Raw genomic sequence first — 19,010 nt, forward strand, 5'->3', positions numbered from 1 at the left:
CCCCGCTATGTCCCGCTGGCCGGTGTCGGGGCGCTGTGGGTCGCCCCGCGCGCTGCGCTGAGCGGCCGGCGGCAGCCCGGTCAGGATCAGATGGGCCACCGCTCCGAGACCGAAGACGTCCAGGTCCCCGGGGTCGGCGTAGGGCTGATCCGTCTCCGGGGCGAGATAGACGCGGGCCGCGTCCTCGATGAGTGCCGCGTCGAGGGCGGAACCACCGATGGAGCGGAAGAAGGTGGCGTTGGAGTCGAAATCCCGGGCCGCGGTCTGCCAGTCCGTGATCCGCAGTTCGGGATGGGACCCGCCCTCTTTGAAGGAGACATACACCGAGCGTGCCGCCAGAGCCCGGTGGTACAGGGAACGGTTGTGTGCGTAGCGGACGGCTTCTGCGAGTTGTCGGACCAGGTCGAGGCGGGTCTCGGGAGTCAGCTTCCCACCATAGACATCGAGGTACTGGTCGAGTCGCAGATCCGTGTGGCGATGGCGGAAGAGAATCGCCGGCCCGCCCTGATGCTCACGGAATTCGACTGCGTCGACGATCCCGCGATGGTTGATGCCCTGGAGCACCTGGTACTCACGGCGAGCGGCACGTTCGGTGGCCTTACGAGCCGCTTCGGTCGCCATCTGGCTGACCAGATAGATACGGACCCGGCCCTCCTCCTGGACCATCCCGTCATCGCGAGACGCGAGCCGGTCCTCCCAGGACGGACCGGCGTCCAGCGGATGGGGCTCCATCTTCCAGGCCTCGCCGAACCGCAGATGGGCGGCGGACTGGCGAATGCCAATGGCCTTCAGTAGCTGTGGGAGGGTGTGGCGGGAGAACTCCGGGGTGATACGCCGCTCAGGGCGGTCCGGTGGCAGTCCCAGGAAATCCTGCCAGATACGCTTCAGACCGCTCGCGCCGTCGTCACGGCCGTAGACCTTGATCTGCTGGACCTCGTCCAGGTGGCTTTCCAGATCCGGGGCGGAGAGGAACACGGCAGGCTCGATACGCGGCACGACGCGGTCGCTGATACCCAGCTTGCGTGCTGCCCACTGGAGCTGGCTCTTCAGCTCCTTGGACTTCAAGTCGTTGAAGTGCAGAGGGTTGGTGAGGGTCCGCATGCGGTCCTGGCCACGGAAATTCCACGTGGAACCGGTGTTACGGAGTTCACCGGGGTGACTCTTGATCTCGACGAGAAAGAGGCCGGCCGGAACTGCGATCAGCAGATCGCATTCATTGACGCGTCCGGACTGCGCAGTAAATGAGAAAGTGGCCCAGGCCCGATACGGCTCGGCGTGCGGCATGAGCTGCCGGACGTGATCCAGTGCCTCCTGCTCCCACGGGTACGGAGAGACCCTCTCCTGCGACCACTGCCGGGGCGGCCTCACCGGGCCAGGCTTCGGCACCCCGGACGCCGGGGTTCCTCCCACTGCGGTCACTGTCCCCGTCCTCCCGCGTCGCCCACGCCAGCAGGGCCGCATCACGCCTGGTCGAGCCTACCGTGCCCGCCACCAGAGGGAAGCGGCGTTCTCCGATCCGGCACGAGAGCAGCCTTGATCGAACGCCACTCACCGGTCAGCCAATCGTGCGAGGGCCCGCAGTCACAGACACCAGCCGTCGTAAAACGGCAGCCTCGCCACTGGTTCCGGAAACGGGGCAGAGTTCGGCGCGCGCCAGCAGTAGCTGTGAACCCATACGCGTAGTCGGTCCGCTCCAAGGGAGCCACACCAGGGACGGTTGCGAAACGAGGTGACAGAGCGTCAGGTTTCTCAGCACCATCCCAGCACGGGACCGAGCGAAGGGCTCAACTCCGAAGAGTCGAGCCCTCCTGACCTGCGTAATTAACAAAGCCGACGTGGTGGAAATGCACCTAAACGTTGAACCGGAACTCCACGACATCCCCGTCCTGCATCACATACTCCTTGCCCTCCATGCGCGCCTTGCCCTTCGCGCGGGCCTCCGCCACCGAGCCCGTCTCCACCAGGGCGTCGAAGGAGATGACCTCCGCCTTGATGAAGCCCTTCTGGAAGTCGGTGTGGATGACGCCGGCCGCCTCGGGGGCCGTGGCGCCCTTCTTGATGGTCCAGGCGCGGGATTCCTTGGGGCCGGCCGTCAGGTAGGTCTGGAGGCCGAGGGTGTTGAAGCCGACGTGGGCGAGGGTGGCGAGGCCGGGCTCGTCCTGGCCGACGGACTGGAGGAGTTCGAGGGCCTCGTCCTCGTCGAGCTCGGCGAGGTCCGCCTCCAGCTTGGCGTTGAGGAAGATCGCCTCGGCGGGGGCGACCAGGGCGCGCTGCTCGTTCTTGAAGTCCTCGTCGACCAGTTCGTCCTCGTCGACGTTGAAGACGTAGAGGAACGGCTTGGTGGTGAGCAGGTGCAGGTCGTGCAGGAGCTCGTTGCGCTCGCCGCCCTGGACGATCCCGTGGGCGAAGAGGGTGTCGCCCTTCTCCAGGATCTCCTTGGCCTCCTCGACGGCCTTGACCTTCGGGGCGATGTCCTTCTTGATGCGCGACTCCTTCTGGAGGCGCGGGAGGACCTTCTCGATCGTCTGGAGGTCCGCCAGGATCAGCTCGGTGTTGATCGTCTCGATGTCGTCCTTGGGCGAGACCTTGCCGTCCACGTGCACGACGTTCTCGTCCGCGAAGGCGCGGATGACCTGGCAGATCGCGTCCGACTCGCGGATGTTCGCCAGGAACTTGTTGCCCAGGCCCTCACCCTCGGACGCGCCGCGCACGATGCCCGCGATGTCGACGAAGTCGACCGTGGCCGGGAGGACCTTCTCCGACTTGAAGATCTCGGCCAGCTTGCCGAGCCGCGGGTCGGGGACGCCGACGACGCCCACGTTCGGCTCGATGGTGGCGAACGGGTAGTTGGCCGCCAGCACGTCGTTCTTGGTCAGGGCGTTGAACAGGGTCGACTTGCCGACATTCGGCAGACCGACGATTCCGATCGTGAGCGACACGTTGCGACTTCCCGTGAGTGGAGAGGGCCAGGGGGCCAGGGGACCGGCCGATCCACCAGTCTACGGCGTGCCCGCAACCGGCCCGGCGACCTGTCGAACGCTTGGCCAAGCCTCGGCCCACGGCGTGTCTGAAGGGCGATTCGGCACATTAAACGACCTACGTTGGTGCAGTGGAGCAATACAGGACGCGACCTGCCCGGTACGGACCGCGACGCGACCGGCCGAGATCGTCGCTGCCGCCCCAGGCGAAACGAGGGGCGGAGAGTGAGGCGACGGTGCGAGCGGAGCGGGGAGAGCGGGCGCCGGGGGCGCAGCGCCGTCCGGGGCCGGTACGGCGGACCGCGTCCGCGTCGGCAGCACCCACTGCGGGACGGCTGCCGAATCCACGGCTGACCGGGCTGGGCAGCGGGTTGTTCTGCGGAGTGGTGATGTTCCTGCTCGGCGGGCTGTGCGCGGTGCTGTTCGGGGCGTCGCCGACGGCGTACGGCGTGCTGTTCGTGCCGGTGTGCGTGCTGACCGCCGTCTGGGTGCGCCGGGGGGATCTGATGATCGCGCCCGTCGTCCTGCCGATCGCCTTCGCCGTGGGGCTGCTGCCCATGGCCGACGGCGACGGGGGGACCGGCGGCAGGCTGATGGGACTGGTGACGGCGCTCGCCACGCAGGCCGGGTGGCTGTACGGGGGGACGCTCGTCGCCGGGCTCATCGTCATCGTCCGGCGGATCCGGCTGGTGCACCGGCGGCGGACGGCGGCAGCCGGGCCCCGTCCGCCGGTGTGAGGCCTGCCGGTGTGAGGCCTGCCGGTGGTGTGACGCCTGCCGGGCCCTAGTGTCCGGCCGCGCGCATCGCCGCCCCCACGATCCCCGCGTTGTTCTGGAGCTGCGCCGGGACGATCTCCGCCTCGATGCCCTCGATGTGGGGCAGGAACTTGTGGGACTTGCGGCTGACGCCGCCGCCGATGATGAACAGCTCCGGCGAGAACAGCATCTCGACGTGGGCGAGGTACTTGCGCACACGGTGCGACGCCCAGTGCTCCCACGTCATCTCGTGGTCCTCCCGGGCCTTGCTGGAGGCCCGCTTCTCCGCGTCGTGCCCGTCCAGCTCCAGATGGCCGAGCTCGGTGTTGGGGACGAGGACGCCGTCGACGAAGACCGCGCTGCCGATGCCCGTGCCGAGAGTGAGCACGATCACCGTGCCGTGGCGGCCGCGGCCGGCGCCGAAGTGCATCTCGGCGACTCCCGCCGCGTCCGCGTCGTTCACCACCGTCACCGGCAGGCCGCCCAGCCGCTCGCCGAGCAGCGCGCGGGCGTCGGTGTCGATCCAGCTGTCGTCGACGTTCGCCGCCGTACGGATCACGGCTCCGTCGGTGACCACGCCCGGGAAGGTGACGCCGATCGGGCCCGTCCAGCCGAAGTGGTCGATGACCTGCTTGACGCCGTCGGCCACCCCGTCGGGCGTGGCCGGGTGCGGGGTGAGGACCTTGTGGCGCTCCTGCGCCAGGTCACCCTTGTCCAGGTCCACCGGGGCGCCCTTGATCCCGGAACCGCCGATGTCCACACCGAAGATCTGCATGGCCCTACGTTACGACGAACGACTGACAGTCACAGGCCGGACGGCGGTCGCTGCCCGGCCTGTTCGCGATCACTCCCCGGAATTTTCACCGGTCCCGGTCCCGGTGCCCGTCCCGGCCTCGGTCCCCGCCCCGCCGCGCTCGGCGGCCAGCGTCGCCGCCTCCTCGCGCAGGTCGCGGCGCAGCTCCTTCGGCAGGGAGAACGTGATGGACTCCTCGGCCGCCTTGACGATCTCGACGTCCTCGAAGCCGCGCTGGGTGAGCCACTCCAGGACCTGCTCGACCAGGACCTCCGGGACGGAGGCACCCGAGGTGACGCCGACCGTGGAGACGCCCTCCAGCCAGGCCTCGTCGATCTCGTCGGCGAAGTCCACGAGGTAAGCTTCGCGCGCGCCGGCGAGCTTGGCGACCTCCACGAGCCGCACGGAGTTGGAGGAGTTGCGGGAGCCGACCACGATCACCAGCTCCGACTCGGCGCCCATCTGTTTCACGGCGAGCTGACGGTTCTGCGTGGCGTAGCAGATGTCGTCGCTGGGCGGGGAGATGAGCTGCGGGAACTTCTCCTGCAGTGCGTCGACGGTCTCCATGGTCTCGTCGACGGACAGCGTGGTCTGGGAGAGCCAGACGACCTTGGACGGGTCGCGGACCTCGACCTTCGCGACATCGCCCGGCCCGTCGACGAGCTGGATGTGCTCGGGGGCCTCGCCGGAGGTGCCGATGACCTCCTCGTGGCCCTCGTGGCCGATCAGGAGGATGTCGTAGTCGTCGTTGGCGAACCGGACGGCTTCCTTGTGGACCTTGGTGACCAGGGGGCAGGTGGCGTCGATGGTGGCGAGGCGGCCGCGCTCGGCCTCCTCGTGGACGACAGGGGCAACGCCGTGTGCGGAGAACATGACGATGTTCCCCGGGGGCACTTCCTCCGTCTGCTCGACGAAGATCGCGCCCTTCTTCTCCAGGGTCTGCACGACGTACTTGTTGTGGACGATCTCATGCCGGACGTAGACCGGAGCCCCGTACTGCTCCAGCGCTTTCTCGACGGCGATGACGGCGCGGTCCACACCCGCGCAGTAGCCACGGGGGGCGGCGAGCAGGACACGGCGGCCAGGCGAAGCAGACATGCCTCCCATCGTAAGGCCGCGTTCGGCGGGTCAAAGATCGCGTCGGTGCGGAGTCCCCGGGAAGACTGACAGGGCGCGAGGTGAGTGACGGGGGCGGAGGGGGATTCGGAGGGGACACGATGCCGGAGACCGGGACGGCGGCGGCCCCCGCGACCGGCGGGGACCACGCGCTGCGGCGCAGTCTCGGCTTCCGGGACCTGGTCGTCTACGGGCTGCTGTTCATCGCGCCGATGGCCCCGGTCGGGGTGTTCGGCACGCTGGACGCCAAGTCGCACGGCGCGGTCGCGCTGGTCTATGTCGTCGCCACGGTCGCGATGGCGTTCACGGCCTTCAGCTACGCCCAGATGGTGCGGGTGGTCCCCCAGGCGGGCTCGGTGTTCGCCTACGCGCGCGTAGGGCTCGGGGACGGGGCCGGGTTCGTGGCCGGCTGGATGGCGATGCTGGACTACGTCCTGATCCCCGCGGTGGCGTACCTGTTCTCCGGGATCGCGATGAACGCGCTGGTCCCGGAGGTGTCGCGGTGGGTGTGGACGGCGCTCGCGGTCGTCGTGACGACGCTGCTCAACCTGTGGGGCGTACGGGCCGCCGCCCGGGTGGGCTTTCTTGTGCTCGCGCTGGAGGTCGTGGTCCTGGCCGTCTTCGTCGTGTCCGCGGTCGTGGTCCTGGCACGGGACGGCGGCGCGCGGGGGTGGCTGTCGCCGCTGTCGGGGGACGGTACGCAGGGGGCGTTCGCGGTGTCGGCGGTGCTCGGGGCGGTGTCGGTCGCGGTGCTGTCGTACCTGGGGTTCGACGCGATCGCGGGCTTCGCGGAGGAGGTCACCGGCGGCTCGGCGAAGGTCGCACGGGCGCTGCTGCTCTGCCTGGCGCTGGCGGGTGCGCTGTTCATGGCGCAGACATACCTGGTGGCGCTGCTGGAGCCGGTGTCGTCGGCGCGGCTCGCGGCCGAGCCGGGGCGGCAGGGGTCGGCGTTCTACGACGCCGTGGACGCCTCGGTCGGCACCTGGCTGCACGACCTGGTCGCGGTGAGCAAGGCGCTCGGTGCCGCGTTCGCGGCGCTGGCCGGACAGGCAGCGGCGGGCCGGCTGCTGTTCGCGATGGGGCGCGACCGGCGGCTGCCCCGCGTCCTGTCGCGGACGGACGCCGGGGTGCCCCGGGTGGCCCTGCTGTGCGCGGCCGTCGTCACGCTGGTGGCGGCGGTGTGGGCGGCACGGCGGGAAGACGGCATGGACCACCTGGTGTCGGTGGTCGCTGTCGGCGCACTGACCGCGTTCACGCTGCTGCACGCGAGCGTGGTGGGCTGGTTCGCGGTACGGCGCCGGGGCGGAGCCGTGAGCTGGTGGCGGCATGTGCTGGTGCCGGTGACGGGAGCGGCGATCAGCATCGCCGTGATCGTGCAGGCGTCGGAGACCGCGCAGGTGGTGGGGGCGGTGTGGCTGGCCCTCGGGCTGGTGGTGCCGGCCCTGCAGAACACGTCGCCGAGCGGCTGAGCCGTGTTGTCAGCGGTGCCCACTACCCTCGCGGGCATGGCTCTGAACACGTCCGCGGAATCCCCGCTCCCCGTCGGTGAGGTGTCGCGGCTCATCGGGGGCTGGATCGACCGGCTCGGGGCGGTGTGGGTCGAGGGGCAGATCACACAGTTGTCGCGGCGGCCGGGCGCCGGTGTGGTGTTCCTGACGCTGCGCGACCCGTCGCACGACATCTCCGTCGGCGTCACCTGCTACCGGCAGGTGTTCGACGCCGTCGCGGACGTGGTGAGCGAGGGCGCCCGGGTCGTCGTCCTCGCCAAACCGGAGTGGTACGCCCCGCGTGGGCAGCTTTCGCTGCGGGCCGCCGAGATAAGGCCCGTCGGCGTCGGTGAGCTGCTCGCGCGTCTGGAACAGCTGAAGAAGTCCCTCGGGCGGGAGGGGCTGTTCGCGCCGGAGCGGAAGAAGCCGCTGCCGTTCCTGCCGCAGCTCGTGGGGCTGGTCTGCGGACGGGCCTCGGCCGCCGAGCGCGACGTCCTGGAGAACGCCCGGCACCGCTGGCCCGCCGTCCGCTTCGAGGTGCGCAACGTCGCCGTACAGGGCGTGCACGCCGTGCCGCAGGTCGTGCAGGCCGTGAAGGAACTCGACTCGATCGAGGACGTCGACGTGATCATCGTCGCGCGGGGCGGCGGCAGTGTGGAGGACCTGCTTCCGTTCTCCGACGAGCAGCTGATCCGGACGGTCTCCCAGTGCCGTACGCCCGTGGTGTCCGCGATCGGGCACGAGCCCGACAACCCGCTTCTCGACCACGTCGCCGACCTGCGCGCCTCCACCCCGACCGACGCCGCCAAGAAGGTCGTACCGGACGTCGGCGAGGAGTACGAGCGCGTACGGCTGCTGCGGGACCGGGCGCGGCGGTGCGTGGCGGCGCTGGTCGAGCGGGAGGAGCGCGGGCTGGCCCATGCCCTCGCGCGGCCGTCGATAGAGGACCCGCACCGGATGATCGACGAGCGCGCCGACCATGTGGCGGACCTGCTCGACCGGGGCCGGCGCTGTCTGCGGCACCAGCTCGACCGGGCGGACTCGGAGCTGACGCACACGCACGCGCGCGTGGTGGCCCTCTCCCCCGCCGCGACCCTGAAGCGCGGGTACGCCGTGCTGCAGAAGGCGGACGGGCACGCCGTCCGCGATCCCGGCGAGGTGGAGGCCGGCGAGGCGCTGCGCGCCCGGGTCTCCGAGGGTGAGTTCTCCGTACGAGTGGACACATAGGGTGGGTGGATGACCAGCGAGGTTGATGAGGCGCCGGGCATGAACGAGGCGCTCGGGTACGAGCAGGCGCGGGACGAACTGATCGAGGTCGTCCGGCGCCTGGAGGCGGGCGGTACGACGCTGGAGGAGTCCCTCGCGCTCTGGGAGCGCGGCGAGGAGCTGGCCAAGGTCTGCCGGCGCTGGCTGGACGGGGCGCGGGCGCGACTGGACGCGGCGCTGGCCGAGGAGACCGCGGAGGACGAGGACACCGAGTAGACCGGGCCGGTCGATGCGGGGTGACACACGACACCCTCAGGTTAGTTGAACGTTGAACTTCACTCGCGTACGGTCGGAGACGTCAGCCGATCTTCCGGACCGACCGTCGCGAGAAAGTGCATCCATGTCCCTCGTTCTTGACCCCGCCGCCCAGGACCTGCTGTTCCGTGAGGCCCGCACCGCCAACGCCTTCACCGACGAGCCGGTGACCGATGAGCAGGTGCAGGCGATCTACGACCTGGTCAAGTACGGTCCGACGGCCTTCAACCAGACCCCGCTGCGCATCACCCTGGTCCGCTCCCCCGAGGCCCGCGAGCGCCTCGTGCCGCACCTGGCCGAGGGCAACCGGGCCAAGACGGCGGGCGCCCCGCTGGTCGCGATCCTCTCCGCGGACAACGAGTTCCACGAGGAGCTGCCGCACCTGTTCCCGGCCGCGCCGCAGATCAAGGACGTCTTCTTCACCGAGCGCCCGGTCCGTGAGAACGCCGCCGGCCTGAACGCCGCCCTCCAGGCCGCGTACTTCATCGTCGGCGTCCGCGCCGCCGGTCTCGCCGCCGGCCCGATGACCGGCTTCGACTTCGAGGGCGTGCGCAAGGAGTTCCTGGACGACGACCACACCCCGCTGATGATCGTCAACATCGGCCGTCCGGGCCCGGACGCCTGGCACCCGCGCTCCCCGCGCCTGGAGTTCGACCAGGTCGTCACCACGGTCTGAGCCCTCCCGACACGGACAAGGCCCCCGGCACTCCGCCGGGGGCCTTCGCCGTGCCTACGCGCGTACGCGGCTCACTTGGTCCGCAGCGACTCCGCCATCTTCGACAACTGCGCGAACGACGCGGTGCCCGTCACGACCGTCGTCGAGCCCTTGGTGCCCTCGAGGACCAGCGCGTCGTAGCGGCCGCCCTCGTAGCGGGTCCACGTCCGGCCGGCGATCTTCTCGGTCTTCCCGGTCTCCTGCGCGCCCTGGGTCGCCTCGTCGAGGAAGACGGGGCGACGCTGAGTGGACTGCTCGACCGCCACGTACTCCCCCTCGGGATCGTGGAAGCCGAGGTGCCAGGCGTCGAACTCGTCGCCCTGGTAGCGGACGGAGGTGGCCTTCCATGAGTCGGTCAGGCCCTCGGGCGCGGCCACGGGGTACGGAGCGGCGCGGCGTGCCGTGAGCAGTTCGACCCGGTAGTCGACCGCCTTGGCGTCGCGCGGACTGTCGTCATGCGGGATGAAGAGATACACAAAGCCCGCCACGAGGACGATGACACCCATGGAGAGGATCATGTCCCGTGCCGTCTTCTGCTTGCCGTTCGTGCCTGCCACGCCCCCTATCGTCGCAGGTCTCCGGAGCGCTCATCCGTGGGGGCCCCTGCTCATTTTGCGGCCTCGGAGATAGAGTCAGGCGACAAAGCCCTCATCCGGCCGTCGTCGTACAGAAAGGTGCGCTCCGATGACCGAGCATCATCACTTGCCGTCCGAACTGGATGTGCCCTCCGAGGCCCCCGACCGCAACCTCGCCCTGGAACTGGTCCGGGTGACCGAGGCAGCGGCGATGGCCGCGGGCCGTTGGGTGGGACGCGGTGACAAGAACGGCGCCGACGGCGCCGCGGTGCGCGCCATGCGGACCCTCGTCTCCACCGTCTCGATGAACGGCGTCGTCGTCATCGGGGAGGGCGAGAAGGACGAGGCCCCCATGCTGTTCAACGGGGAGCGCGTCGGGGACGGGACCGGGCCCGAGTGCGACATCGCCGTGGACCCGATCGACGGCACCACGCTGACCGCGAAGGGCATGACGAACGCGATCGCGGTGCTGGCCGCGGCCGAGCGCGGTTCCATGTTCGACCCGTCGGCGGTCTTCTACATGGACAAGCTCGTCACCGGCCCCGAGGCGGCCGACTTCGTCGACATCAACGCGCCGGTGTCGGTGAACATCCGCCGGGTCGCCAAGGCCAAGCGGTCCACGCCCGAGGACGTCACGGTGGTGATCCTGGACCGGCCGCGGCACGAGGGCATCATCAAGGAGATCCGTGAGGCCGGTGCGCGGATCAGGCTGATCTCCGACGGTGACGTGGCCGGCTCGATCCTGGCGCTGCGCGAGGGCACGGGCGTCGACCTGCTGCTCGGCATCGGCGGTACGCCGGAGGGCATCATCTCGGCCTGCGCCGTGAAGTGCCTGGGCGGCACGATCCAGGGCAAGCTGTGGCCCAAGGACGACGAGGAGCGGCAGCGGGCGCTCGACGCCGGGCACGATCTGGACCGGGTGCTGACCACGGAGGACCTGGTCACCGGCGAGAACGTGTTCTTCGTGGCGACCGGGATCACGGACGGGGAGCTGCTGCGGGGGGTTCGCTACCGTGCGGAGACCGCCACGACCGACTCGATCGTGATGCGGTCGCGGTCGGGCACGGTCCGCAGGATCGATTCTGAACACCGGCTGAGCAAGCTGCGGGCGTACAGCGCGATCGACTTCGACAAGGGGAAGTAGCCCCACACCCCGAAGGATCCGCTGAAAGAGCTGACAGAGAGGGCGCCCCCGGTGCGGTGGGGGCGCCCTCTTCCTCTGTCGCTCAGCCTGCCGCGGCTATGCGGTCCGACGAGCGGGCCGCCTTCTGAAGCTCCAGGTCGCGACGGCGGCGCCGGGCCAGAACCACGCGGCGCTCCGCCGCGGTGAGGCCGCCCCAGACGCCGTACGGTTCGGGCTGGAGCAGGGCGTGTTCGCGGCATTCGACCATCACCGGACAGCGGGCGCAGACCCGTTTCGCCGCCTCCTCGCGGGAGAGCCGGGCCGCGGTGGGTTCTTTGGAGGGAGCGAAGAACAGGCCTGCTTCGTCCCGCCGGCACACCGCCTCGGTGTGCCACGGGGCGTCTTGATCCCTGTCTCGCGCTGGCACCCGCGGGGCCGGAACGGCAGCTACCTGCAGGGACGAATGCGGCGGTTGCAGCACGGTCTACTCCTGACGACGGCTTCGCGAGCGAGAGACGATGCAGCAAGGCCTACCCGCTGTACGCGCGCCTATGCACTGAGTTCCGAACCGCTGGATTCGCCCCGTTCGCGGGCTCCGTGGGGCCGCGTCACCGGTGCACCGTTTTGCTCCGAACCCGGGGCGGATTCGCGACTGTCAATGATCCAGATGCTTGCGCAAACTCTTGTCGACCTTGCGCTGCACCCGGTCCAGGATGTCCGCGACGAACTTGCCGCGCTTGGGCCGCGCCTCGACGCTGCCCAGGACGGCCCAGCCGTCCACGTAGACGACCGGGGCCTCCGGTTCGCCCGAGTCGAGGGTGTCCACCTCGAAGCTGCCGAGCACACCACCGCCCATGCCGCGCAGCGACACGTTCTCCGGGACGCGGATGTCGACGCTGCCGAAGACCGCGAACGACTTGATCACGACCTGCTGATGGTCGAAGAGGGCCTCGGTGAGGTCGATCTCGACGCTGCCGAAGATCGCGTACGCGTGGATACGGCGGCCCGCGCGCCGGCGGCCCTTGCGGACGGCACCGCCGAAGATCGCGACCACGTTGTCGTCCGGGTCCATGGGAATGGCACCGGCGGTCGGGCGGTACGGGGCGGGGGACGGGCCCTGGCGGTGGGCGGCGGGCAGGTCCCGTATGAAGACCTCCAGCTCGCCGACCGTCTTCGCGCGCAGCACCCCGTCGACCCGCTCGGCGTGCTCGTCCGCGGTGAGACGGCCCTCGGCGAGGGCGTCGTGCAGGATGTCGGCGATGCGGTCGCGCTCGGCGTCGGAGGCGCGGAACTCGGAGCCGGCGGGCGCGGTCTGCTTCTGAAGGTCCACGACAGCAGCGTACCGAAACACGATAGATCGCGACACCCCTCGCTCGCGTCCTTTGCGACCCCCTGACCGTGCCGACCGTGACGAACTGAGCCTTACCTCACAAGCTCGCCGTCAGCGGCAGGTTCTACGCTGGTGGACGCTCGCCAAAGGAGGCGGGTCGCGTCTGTCGAGTGAGGAATGGGCGAGATGCCTGAGTTCGCGTACACCGATCTGCTCCCCCAAGGGGAGGACACCACGCCGTACCGGCTGGTGACCTCCGAGGGTGTCTCCACGGTCGAGGGGCCGGACGGGCGGACCTTCCTCAAGGTGGAGCCGGAGGCGCTGCGCAAGCTCGCCGAGGAGGCCATCCACGACATCCAGCACTACCTGCGCCCGGCCCACCTCACGCAGCTGCGCCGCATCATCGACGACCCCGAGGCGTCAGGCAACGACAAGTTCGTGGCGCTGGACCTGCTGAAGAACGCGAACATCGCGGCCGCGGGCGTCCTCCCCATGTGCCAGGACACCGGCACGGCGATCGTCATGGGCAAGCGCGGGCAGAACGTGCTCACGGAGGGCGGCGACGAGGCGGCCCTCTCGCGCGGCATCTACGACGCGTACCAGAACCTGAACCTGCGGTACTCGCAGATGGCCCCGCTGACCATGTGGGACGAGAAGAACACGGGCTCCAACCTCCCGGCGCAGATCGAGCTGTACGCGACCGACGGCGGCGCCTACAAGTTCCTCTTCATGGCCAAGGGCGGCGGCTCGGCCAACAAGTCGTTCCTGTACCAGGAGACGAAGGCCGTTCTGAACGAGGCCTCCATGATGAAGTTCCTGGAGGAGAAGATCCGTTCGCTGGGTACGGCCGCCTGCCCGCCGTACCACCTGGCGATCGTGGTCGGCGGTACGTCCGCCGAGTACGCGCTGAAGACGGCGAAGTACGCCTCCGCGCACTACCTGGACGAGATCCCGGCGGAGGGGTCGGAGCTCGGGCACGGCTTCCGGGACGAGGCCCTGGAGCAGAAGGTCTTCGAGCTGACGCAGAAGATCGGGATCGGGGCGCAGTTCGGCGGCAAGTACTTCTGCCACGACGTGCGCGTGGTGCGGCTGCCGCGGCACGGGGCGTCCTGCCCGGTCGCCATCGCGGTGTCCTGCTCCGCCGACCGCCAGGCCGTCGCGAAGATCACGGCCGAGGGTGTCTTCCTGGAGCAGCTCGAGAAGGACCCGGCGCGGTTCCTGCCGGAGACGACGGACGAGCAGCTCGAGTCGGACGGTGACGTCGTCAAGATCGACCTGAACCAGCCGATGGACGAGATCCTGGCCGAGCTCACGAAGTACCCGGTGAAGACGCGGCTGTCGCTCACCGGGCCGCTGGTCGTGGCCCGCGACATCGCGCACGCCAAGATCAAGGAGCGGCTGGACGCGGGCGAGGAGATGCCGCAGTACCTGAAGGACCACCCGGTGTACTACGCGGGTCCGGCGAAGACACCGCAGGGGTACGCGTCCGGCTCCTTCGGCCCGACGACGGCCGGCCGTATGGACTCCTACGTGGAGCAGTTCCAGGCGGCGGGCGGCTCCAAGGTGATGCTGGCGAAGGGCAACCGCAGCAAGCAGGTCACGGACGCCTGCGACAGCCACGGCGGCTTCTACCTCGGCTCCATCGGCGGCCCGGCCGCCCGCCTCGCCCAGGACTGCATCAAGAAGGTCGAGGTCGTCGAGTACGAGGAGCTCGGCATGGAGGCCGTCTGGAAGATCGAGGTCGAGGACTTCCCGGCGTTCATCGTCGTCGACGACAAGGGCAACGACTTCTTCCAGGACCCGGCCCCGGCCCCGACGTTCACGTCCATTCCGGTACGGGGACCCGGACTCGCCTGAGAACAGGGGTGAGGGTTCGCCTCCACGGGGAACAGTGGTCGCGTCGCGGACGCTGTGCCACGTGGAGGTGATCGTCGATGACCGACGAGCAGGACAGGACCGAGTACCGCATCGAGCACGACTCCATGGGCGAGGTGCGCGTCCCCGCCCATGCCAAGTGGCGGGCCCAGACCCAGCGGGCGGTGGAGAACTTCCCCGTCTCCGGGCAGCGCATCGAGCGGGCGCACATCGAGGCGCTGGCCCGGATCAAGGGGGCGGCGGCCAAGGTCAACGCCGAGCTGGGGGTCCTGGACAAGGAGATCGCGGAGGCGATCCAGGGGGCCGCCGCCGAGGTGGCCGAGGGGAAGTGGGACGAGCACTTCCCGGTCGATGTGTTCCAGACCGGGTCCGGGACCTCGTCCAACATGAACACCAACGAGGTCATCGCCACCCTGGCCACCGAGCGGCTGGGCAGGAGCGTGCATCCCAACGACCACGTCAACGCCTCCCAGTCGTCGAACGACGTCTTCCCCTCGTCGATCCATATCGCCGCCACCGCCGCCGTCATCCGCGATCTCGTCCCGGCCCTGGAGCACCTCTCGGCCGCTCTCGGGCGCAAGGCCGAGGAGTTCGCCGACGTCGTGAAGTCGGGACGGACCCATCTGATGGACGCCACCCCCGTGACGCTGGGGCAGGAGTTCGGCGGGTACGCCGCCCAGGTGCGGTACGGCATCGAGCGCCTCGAGGCCTCCCTTCCCCGGCTCGCCGAACTGCCCCTCGGCGGCACGGCCGTCGGCACCGGCATCAACACCCCGCCCGGTTTCTCCGCCGCCGTGATCGAGGAGGTCGGCCGTTCGACCGGGCTGCCCCTGACCGAGGCCCGTGACCACTTCGAGGCACAGGGCGCCCGGGACGGCATCGTCGAGACCAGCGGGCAGCTCCGGACCATCGCGGTCGGGCTGACGAAGATCGCCAACGACCTGCGGTGGATGTCCTCCGGCCCGCGCACCGGCCTCGCCGAGATCGCCCTGCCCGACCTCCAGCCCGGCTCCTCGATCATGCCGGGCAAGGTGAATCCGGTCATTCCGGAGGCCGTGCTGATGGTGGCGGCCCAGGTCGTCGGGAACGACGCGACGGTGGCCACGGCGGGTGCCGCCGGCAACTTCGAGCTCAATGTCATGCTGCCGGTCATCGCGAAGAACGTCCTGGAGTCGATCCGGCTGCTCGCCAACGTCTCGCGGCTGCTCGCCGACCGGACCGTCGACGGCGTCACCGCCGACCGGGAGCGGGCGCGGGAGTACGCCGAGTCCTCCCCCTCCGTCGTCACCCCGCTCAACAAGTACATCGGGTACGAGGAGGCCGCGAAGGTGGCCAAGAAGGCCCTGGCCGAGCGCAAGACCATCCGTCAGGTCGTCCTGGACAGCGGGTACGTGGAGCGCGGCGACCTGACCATGGAGCAGCTCGACGAGGCACTGGATGTCCTGCGGATGACGCACCCGTGACGATTCCAGGAGCGAGTACGCCCGGCGCGTGAACCATGACACGCGCCGCAGCGTCGTATGCCTATGGCACCTAATATCTGTGCATGGCAGAGGGTGGAGCGGTGAGACGCGTGGAAACGGGTGGTGCGGCAGGTTTCTGGGCTCCCGGGAGCCGGATCCTGTGGCGGTACCGGGAGAACGGCGGCGCACAGCTGCACATCGTGCGTCCCGTCACCGTCGTACGGGACGACGTCGACCTGCTCGCCGTGTGGCTGGCGCCCGGCACCGAGTGTGTGAAGCCCGTGCTCGCCGACGGCACCCCCGTGCACCTGGAGCCGCTGGAGTCGCGCTACACCAAGCCGCGCACCGTGCAGCGCGACCGGTGGTTCGGTACGGGTGTCCTGAAGCTGGCCCGGCCCGGCGAGCCCTGGTCGGTGTGGCTGTTCTGGGATCCGGGCTGGCAGTTCAAGAACTGGTACGTGAACCTGGAGGAGCCGCTGGCCCGTTGGGAGGGCGGCGTGGACTCCGTGGACCATTTCCTGGATATTTCCGTCCATCCGGACCGCAGTTGGCACTGGCGGGACGAGGACGAGTTCGCCCAGGCCCGGCGGGACGGGCTGATGGACGACCAACAGGCGGAAAAGGTACGAACGGCGGGGCAGGCCGCGGTGGAGGTGATCCGCGCGTGGGGGCCTCCGTTTTCAGAAGGCTGGCAGCACTGGCGCCCGGATCCGTCCTGGGCGGTACCGTCACTGCCGGAGGACTGGGATCGTACGCCCGCGCATGTGTCCTCATGAGACCCTTGATGCGCCCCCGGGCAAGAAACGTAGGATCGTCCTCCGCAAGGGCGCGCGGCGGCAACTACCGGAGCACGCGCTGGGCTTGACCGATCGTCACCGAGGGGCGGCAGGACGTGAGCGAGGGGTACGAGGGCAACACCGGCAGGGCCTGCTCCACGGGCCCCAGGGGCCATCAGCAGGCCCCTGAGGGTCGCAGACGGTCCGCCGGTGGCACAGAAACAACCTCTGACCACGCGGGAATTCCGTTCCTGGGGCATGTATTCCGGGTATCGGAGTTTCGGCGGGACCACCTGCACCTCTGGCGTGCAGCCCCGGACGGACGGATTCGACACGCGTGACGGAGCAGCCGACCTCCTTCGAACGCCCGCAGACGGGCATCGACCCCGCGGACCCCCGCGGGGCGCTCGTGCATACCTCGACACCGGCGCGCACGCCCGGCTCGGGCGCCTTACCGGTACAGGGCCGCTCAGGCGGCGACGTCACCGTTCCGGTCACGACGGCGCACACCACGCCGGGCACCTCGGAACCGGGCACCTCCACGCCGTTCGGCAAGGGCAAGGACACCGTGAGCGACCCCGCCTCCGAGCACTCCCAGCCGGGTGCCGAGCAGACCGCCGAGCGCGAGACCCCGCGGCCGCGCCCCTCCCCCGAGGGCATTCCGGTCCAGCCGGCCGACGAGCAGGACCGGCCGGCGCCGAATGCCGAGGGGCAGGAGCGCCGCAGCGGCCAGAGCCTGCCGCCCGGCCGGCCCACGCCGATGCGGCGGGACGGCGACCGGCTCCGGTTCGTCGGCGCCGCCACCCGGCGGATCGCCCGCGGCATCGACCTCGACGAGATCGTGATGGGGCTGTGCCGGGCCACCGTGCCCACCTTCTCCGACGCGATCCTGGTCTATCTGCGCGACCCGCTGCCCGTCGGCGACGAGCGGCCCACCGGCCCGCTGGTGCTGCGGCTGCGCCGCACCGACCGGATACCGGCGGAGCGCGACACCGAGAACGGCTTCCAGCCGGCCACGCAGCCCGAACCCGACGAGCTGGACACGGTCGGCGCCGAGCTGTGCGAGGTGCGGCCCGGCAGCGCGCTCGCCGAGGTTCTGCGGGGCGTGCGCCCGGTTTTCACCGACGCTCCCGCGGCCCGCGCCGCGCTGCCCGAACTGCTCGGTGAAGGCGGCGAATTCGCCGTACCGGACGGACAGCGGGCGATCCTCGCCCCGTTGCGCGGCCGGCGCCGGGTCATCGGTGCCGCCCTGTTCCTGCGCCGCCCCGAACGCGTCGCCTTCGAACCGGACGACCTGCTGGTGGCCGCCCAGCTCGCCACGCACAGCGCCCTGGGCATCGACAAGGCCGTGCTGTACGGACGCGAGGCGTACATCGCGGACGAGCTGCAGCGCACCATGCTGCCCGAGACGCTGCCGCGCCCCACCGGTGTGCGGCTCGCCTCCCGCTACCTGCCGGCCGCGGAGACCGCACGCGTCGGCGGCGACTGGTACGACGCGATCCCGCTGCCCGGCAGCCGGGTCGCCCTGGTCGTCGGTGACGTCATGGGCCACTCCATGACCTCGGCCGCGATCATGGGCCAGCTGCGCACCACCGCCCAGACCCTCGCAGGCCTCGACCTGCCGCCGCAGGAGGTGCTGCACCACCTCGACGAACAGGCCCAGCGCCTCGGCGTGGACCGCATGGCGACCTGCCTGTACGCCGTCTACGACCCGGTATCGCACCGCATCACCATCGCCAACGCCGGCCACCCGCCGCCCGTCCTGCTCCACCTGGGCGGCCGCGCCGAGGTGCTGCGCGTGCCGGCCGGTGCCCCCATCGGGGTCGGCGGCGTCGACTTCGAGGCGGTGGAGCTGGACGCGCCCGCCGGCGCGACCCTGCTGCTGTACACCGACGGCCTGGTGGAGTCGCGCCTCAGGGACGTATGGACCGGCATCGAGCAGCTTCGCGAGAAGCTCGCGGCGACCGCGCAGCTCACCGGGCCGGACCATCCGCCGCCGCTTGAGGCGCTCTGCGACGAGGTGCTCGACATGCTCGGCCCGGGCGACCGGGACGACGACATCGCGCTGCTCGCCGCCCGCTTCGACGGGATCGCGCCCAGCGACGTGGCGTACTGGTTCCTGGAGCCGGAGGACGCCGCCCCCGGCCGGGCCCGCCGGCTGGCCCGGCGCGCGCTGCAGCGCTGGGGCCTCGAGGAACTCAGCGACTCCGTCGAGCTGCTGGTCAGCGAGGTCGTCACCAACGCCGTGCGGTACGCGACCCGGCCGGTCACCGTGCGCCTGCTGCGGACGGATGTCCTGCGCTGCGAAGTGGGGGACGACGTCCCGCAGTTGCCGCGCCTGCGGCAGGCCCGCGCCACCGACGAGGGCGGACGCGGTCTGTACCTGGTGAACCGGCTGGCCCGGCGCTGGGGCGCGACCCGGCTCAGCACGGGCAAGGTCGTCTGGTTCGAGCTCAACCGCGGCTGACGCACGGAACACGGCGAAGGGCGCCCGGCATCATGC

At 70.2% G+C, this 19,010-nt stretch carries 17 protein-coding genes; 10 read left to right on the plus strand and 7 right to left on the minus strand.

The genetic code is table 11. The annotated features are described in order from the left end of the window. Nucleotides 1-1,461 (minus strand): NERD domain-containing protein (locus tag ACFTZL_RS21740; RefSeq protein ID WP_382585221.1); only part of this gene is annotated, 1,461 nt, incomplete at its 3' end. Nucleotides 1,462-1,850: 389 nt separating this feature from the next. Next, on the minus strand, nt 1,851-2,939 hold the full coding sequence (gene ychF, locus ACFTZL_RS21745; protein ID WP_382585179.1) for a redox-regulated ATPase YchF: 1,089 nt from the start codon (nt 2,937-2,939) through the stop codon (nt 1,851-1,853). Between the two features lie 170 nt (nt 2,940-3,109). On the opposite strand from ychF, the gene ACFTZL_RS21750 reads away from it, so the two are divergent. Further along, nucleotides 3,110-3,715 carry a DUF6542 domain-containing protein gene (locus ACFTZL_RS21750; RefSeq protein WP_382585181.1) on the plus strand — a complete coding sequence of 202 codons (606 nt, stop codon included), beginning with the start codon at nt 3,110-3,112 and terminating at the stop codon, nt 3,713-3,715. 46 nt (nt 3,716-3,761) lie between these two features. Here the strand turns inward: ACFTZL_RS21750 and ppgK are convergent, their stop codons facing one another. Beyond that, on the minus strand, nt 3,762-4,508 hold the full coding sequence (gene ppgK / locus ACFTZL_RS21755; RefSeq protein ID WP_382585184.1) for a polyphosphate--glucose phosphotransferase: 747 nt from the start codon (nt 4,506-4,508) through the stop codon (nt 3,762-3,764). A 69-nt stretch (nt 4,509-4,577) separates the two neighbouring features. Continuing rightward, nucleotides 4,578-5,633, minus strand: coding sequence for a 4-hydroxy-3-methylbut-2-enyl diphosphate reductase (locus ACFTZL_RS21760; RefSeq protein WP_382585187.1), 1,056 nt, complete (start codon nt 5,631-5,633; stop codon nt 4,578-4,580). Between the two features lie 110 nt (nt 5,634-5,743). Between ACFTZL_RS21760 and ACFTZL_RS21765 the strand changes: the two genes are divergently transcribed. The 4 genes from ACFTZL_RS21765 (at nt 5,744) to ACFTZL_RS21780 (ending at nt 9,326) form a co-directional block, all read left to right on the plus strand. Next, complete coding sequence (locus ACFTZL_RS21765; RefSeq protein WP_382585190.1) at nt 5,744-7,111, plus strand: APC family permease; 1,368 nt, start codon at nt 5,744-5,746, stop codon at nt 7,109-7,111. Nucleotides 7,112-7,147: 36 nt separating this feature from the next. Further along, complete coding sequence (gene xseA / locus ACFTZL_RS21770; protein WP_382585193.1) at nt 7,148-8,356, plus strand: exodeoxyribonuclease VII large subunit; 1,209 nt, start codon at nt 7,148-7,150, stop codon at nt 8,354-8,356. Between the two features lie 9 nt (nt 8,357-8,365). Then, nucleotides 8,366-8,611 (plus strand): exodeoxyribonuclease VII small subunit, encoded by a 246-nt coding sequence (locus tag ACFTZL_RS21775; protein WP_382585196.1) that lies wholly within the window; start codon nt 8,366-8,368, stop codon nt 8,609-8,611. Between the two features lie 124 nt (nt 8,612-8,735). Next, on the plus strand, nt 8,736-9,326 hold the full coding sequence (locus ACFTZL_RS21780; RefSeq protein ID WP_382585199.1) for a malonic semialdehyde reductase: 591 nt from the start codon (nt 8,736-8,738) through the stop codon (nt 9,324-9,326). A 71-nt stretch (nt 9,327-9,397) separates the two neighbouring features. On the opposite strand, the gene ACFTZL_RS21785 is transcribed toward ACFTZL_RS21780, so the two are convergent. After that, nucleotides 9,398-9,922 carry a DUF4245 domain-containing protein gene (locus ACFTZL_RS21785; protein WP_382585202.1) on the minus strand — a complete coding sequence of 175 codons (525 nt, stop codon included), beginning with the start codon at nt 9,920-9,922 and terminating at the stop codon, nt 9,398-9,400. A 127-nt stretch (nt 9,923-10,049) separates the two neighbouring features. Between ACFTZL_RS21785 and glpX the strand changes: the two genes are divergently transcribed. Next, a complete protein-coding gene (glpX, locus tag ACFTZL_RS21790) occupies nt 10,050-11,084 on the plus strand; it encodes a class II fructose-bisphosphatase (RefSeq protein ID WP_184590906.1) in 1,035 nt (344 codons plus the stop codon). 82 nt (nt 11,085-11,166) lie between these two features. Here glpX and ACFTZL_RS21795 read toward each other — a convergent pair whose 3' ends face one another. Then, entirely contained in the window at nt 11,167-11,544 is a 378-nt protein-coding gene (locus tag ACFTZL_RS21795) for a WhiB family transcriptional regulator (RefSeq protein WP_382585205.1), read from the minus strand. A 174-nt stretch (nt 11,545-11,718) separates the two neighbouring features. Continuing rightward, nucleotides 11,719-12,393, minus strand: a complete 675-nt coding sequence (locus ACFTZL_RS21800) for a DUF1707 domain-containing protein (RefSeq protein WP_382585208.1) — start codon at nt 12,391-12,393, stop codon at nt 11,719-11,721. Nucleotides 12,394-12,579: 186 nt separating this feature from the next. On the opposite strand from ACFTZL_RS21800, the gene ACFTZL_RS21805 reads away from it, so the two are divergent. The 4 genes from ACFTZL_RS21805 to ACFTZL_RS21820 all read left to right on the plus strand — a co-directional run bounded on the left by ACFTZL_RS21805 (nt 12,580) and on the right by ACFTZL_RS21820 (nt 18,974). Beyond that, complete coding sequence (locus ACFTZL_RS21805; RefSeq protein ID WP_382585211.1) at nt 12,580-14,250, plus strand: fumarate hydratase; 1,671 nt, start codon at nt 12,580-12,582, stop codon at nt 14,248-14,250. A 77-nt stretch (nt 14,251-14,327) separates the two neighbouring features. Beyond that, the gene (locus tag ACFTZL_RS21810; RefSeq protein WP_382585214.1) at nt 14,328-15,731 is read left to right on the plus strand and encodes a class II fumarate hydratase; all 1,404 of its coding nucleotides are present in this window, start codon (nt 14,328-14,330) and stop codon (nt 15,729-15,731) included. Nucleotides 15,732-15,814: 83 nt separating this feature from the next. Beyond that, the gene (locus ACFTZL_RS21815) at nt 15,815-16,507 is read left to right on the plus strand and encodes a DUF402 domain-containing protein (RefSeq protein WP_382585216.1); all 693 of its coding nucleotides are present in this window, start codon (nt 15,815-15,817) and stop codon (nt 16,505-16,507) included. A gap of 337 nt (nt 16,508-16,844) precedes the next feature. Beyond that, nucleotides 16,845-18,974, plus strand: coding sequence for a SpoIIE family protein phosphatase (locus ACFTZL_RS21820; RefSeq protein ID WP_382585219.1), 2,130 nt, complete (start codon nt 16,845-16,847; stop codon nt 18,972-18,974). Nucleotides 18,975-19,010: the final 36 nt, after the last annotated feature.

Origin of the sequence: Streptomyces sp. NPDC056948 (genome assembly GCF_042674225.1) — a bacterium.
Taxonomy (GTDB): domain Bacteria; phylum Actinomycetota; class Actinomycetes; order Streptomycetales; family Streptomycetaceae; genus Streptomyces; species Streptomyces purpurascens.